Raw genomic sequence first — 2,501 nt, 5'->3', positions numbered from 1 at the left:
GTCGGCTGTCGGCTGTCGGCTGTCGGCTGTCGGCTGTCGGCTGTCGGCTGTCGGCTGTCGGCTGTCGGCTGTCGGCTGTCGGCTGTCGGCTCAGAGTCGGCCCGCTTCGACGATCCGCCGCAGGAACCGCTTCGTCCGTTCCTGCCGCGGCTCGCCGAACACCTGCTGGGCCGTGCCGCTTTCCAGCACCACGCCGCCGTCGAGGAAGCACACCTGGTCGGCGACCTCGCGCGCGAAGCCCATCTCATGGGTGGCCAGGACCATCGTCATCCCCTCGGCCTTGAGATCCCGTACGACCGACAGCACCTCACCGACCAGCTCGGGGTCGAGCGCGGCGGTGATCTCGTCGAGGAGCAGCAGTCTGGGGCGTACCGCGAGGGCCCGCACGATCGCGGCGCGCTGCTGCTGGCCGCCGCTGAGCCGGTCCGGGTACTCCTCGGCCTTGTCGCCGAGGCCGAGCCGGGCCAGCAGTTCGCGGGCGGTGTCCTCGGCCTCGGCGCGCGGGACGCCGAGGACCCGGCGCGGTGCGAGTGTGACGTTACGCAGGACCGTCATGTGCGGGAAGAGGTTGTACGACTGGAACACGACGCCGATCCGGCGGCGTACCGCGTCCGGGTCGGCGCGCGGGTCGGTGATCTCCTCGCCGTCCAGGAAGATCGCCCCGTCGTCGATCTCCTCCAGCAGGTTCGCGCAGCGCAGCAGGGTGGACTTGCCGGAGCCGGAGGCGCCGATCAGCGCGGTCACGGTGTGCGGGGGCACGTCGAGGGTGACGTCGCGCAGGACGACGCGGTCCCGGCCGAAGGTCTTGCGTACGGATTCCAGCCGCAGTACGGGGGTGTCCTCGGCCGTCATACGGTGCCTCCCTGGGCGCGCCGCCGGTCCGTGCGGGCCGTGATCCAGTCCGTGAAGCGGGTCATCGGGATCGTCAGCGCGACGAAGACCAGGCCCGCGACGACGTACGGCGTGTAGTTGAAGTACTTCCCGGCCATGATCTGGGCGGCGTACACGGCGTCGACCGCACCGGCGATGGAGACGAGACCGGTGTCCTTCTGGAGCGACACCAGGTCGTTGAGGAGCGGCGGCACCACCCGCCGTACCGCCTGCGGGAGTACGACGTACCGCAGGGTCCCGCCCCGGGAGAGCCCGAGCGATCTGGCCGCCGCGCGCTGCGAGGGGTGTACGGAGTCGATGCCCGCGCGGAAGACCTCGGCGACATAGGCGGAGTAGGTGAGGACCAGCGCGGCGCCGCCGAGCAGCACGGGGTCCGTGGTGACGCCCTGGAGGCGCAGCGCGGGCACTCCGAAGACGACCATCAGCAGGCAGATGATCAGGGGCAGGCCGCGGAAGAAGTCGGTGTACGCGGTGGCCAGCGCGCGGATCGGGAAGAAGACGGGGCCGCGCAGGGTGCGGGCGACCGCGAGCAGCAGTCCGAGGAGCAGGACGCACCCACCGCAGACCGCGAGGAGCCGCAGGTTGAGCAGGAGTCCGTCCAGGACGAGGGGCAGCGCCATCCGCGCGTACTCGACGCTGAAGAAGGTCTCACGAGCGCGCTGCCAGCCGGGCGAGCCGGTGATCACGGCGAAGAGGACGGCGCCCGTCACCAGGGTGGAGAGCGCCGCGATCGCGGTGGCCCGGCGTGCCCGCGCGCGGTGGTGGCGCTCCCGTGCCAGGCGCCGTGCGGAGGGGGTGTACGGGTCGGTGTCCGGCTCCACGGGGCTGGATACGGAGGTCACTTGAGCACCGGCGCGTCCACGGCGTCCGCCAGCCACTTCTTCTCCAGGGCGGCGAGCGTGCCGTCGGCGCGCAGTCCGTCGACGGCACGGGTGACGCAGGGGGTGAGCGCGCTGCCCTTGTCGAGGACGAGGCCGAACTGTTCCGCGGCGCCCGCGGAGTCGGCGAACTGGCCGACGACCTCGGCCTCCGGCACCTCGGCCGAGGTGATGTAGAAGGCGGTGGGCAGGTCGACGACGATCGCGTCGACCTGGCCGTTGCTCAGGGCGGACTTGGCGAAGTCGTTCTTCTGGAAGACGGCGGGCCGCTGCTTCGGCTCGACGATCTCGTTGATGGTGTCGAGGCTGGTGGTCCCGACCTGCGCGCCGAGTTTGGCGCCCTGGAGGTCGGCGGCGCTCTTCGCCTTCGCGTAGGGCGACTTCTTGAGGGCGACGACGGCCTGGCGGACCTCGTAGTAGCCGGAGGAGAAGTCGACGGCCCGCGCGCGCTCGTCGCTGACGGAGACCTGGTTGATGTCGAAGTCGAAGTTCTTCTCGCCGGGCGCGAAGGAGTTGTTGAACGGTACGGTGCGCCAGACCACCTGGTCGGCGCGGTAGCCGAGGGCCTTGGCCACGGAGTACGCGACGGCCGACTCGAAGCCCTTGCCGCTCGCCGGGTCGTCGCCCTGGAACCACGGTGCGTAGGCCGGCTTGTCGGTGCCGACGGTCAGCTTGCCCGCGGCCTCCGTGGACAGGGCGGCCGGGGTGCAGGAGGCCGCGGGCAAGCTGACC

The 2,501-nt window shown here is 71.3% G+C and carries 3 protein-coding genes; all 3 read right to left on the bottom strand.

All coding sequences use genetic code 11. The annotated features are described in order from the left end of the window. Positions 1-90 precede the first annotated feature (90 nt). Positions 91-852, bottom strand: a complete 762-nt coding sequence (locus tag DVH02_RS33525) for an amino acid ABC transporter ATP-binding protein (protein WP_114627605.1) — start codon at positions 850-852, stop codon at positions 91-93. Continuing rightward, positions 849-1,733, bottom strand: a complete 885-nt coding sequence (locus DVH02_RS33520; RefSeq protein ID WP_114627604.1) for an amino acid ABC transporter permease — start codon at positions 1,731-1,733, stop codon at positions 849-851. Before DVH02_RS33520 ends, DVH02_RS33525 begins: the two co-directional genes overlap by 4 nt. Then, positions 1,730-2,501 (bottom strand): ABC transporter substrate-binding protein (locus DVH02_RS33515; protein ID WP_147286200.1); only part of this gene is annotated, 772 nt, incomplete at its 5' end. The genes DVH02_RS33520 and DVH02_RS33515, both read right to left, overlap by 4 nt.

It is taken from the genome of Streptomyces corynorhini, assembly GCF_003346515.1.
Taxonomy (GTDB): Bacteria; Actinomycetota; Actinomycetes; order Streptomycetales; family Streptomycetaceae; genus Streptomyces; species Streptomyces corynorhini.
The sequence above is the reverse complement of the archived record's forward strand: the minus strand, read 5'-3'. Positions and strand labels throughout refer to the sequence as shown.

What these genes read in the sequence shown, in the direction of transcription:
- DVH02_RS33525 (WP_114627605.1), bottom strand. Translation starts at nt 852, where the DNA reads ATGACGGCCGAGGACACCCCCGTACTGCGGCTGGAATCCGTACGCAAG.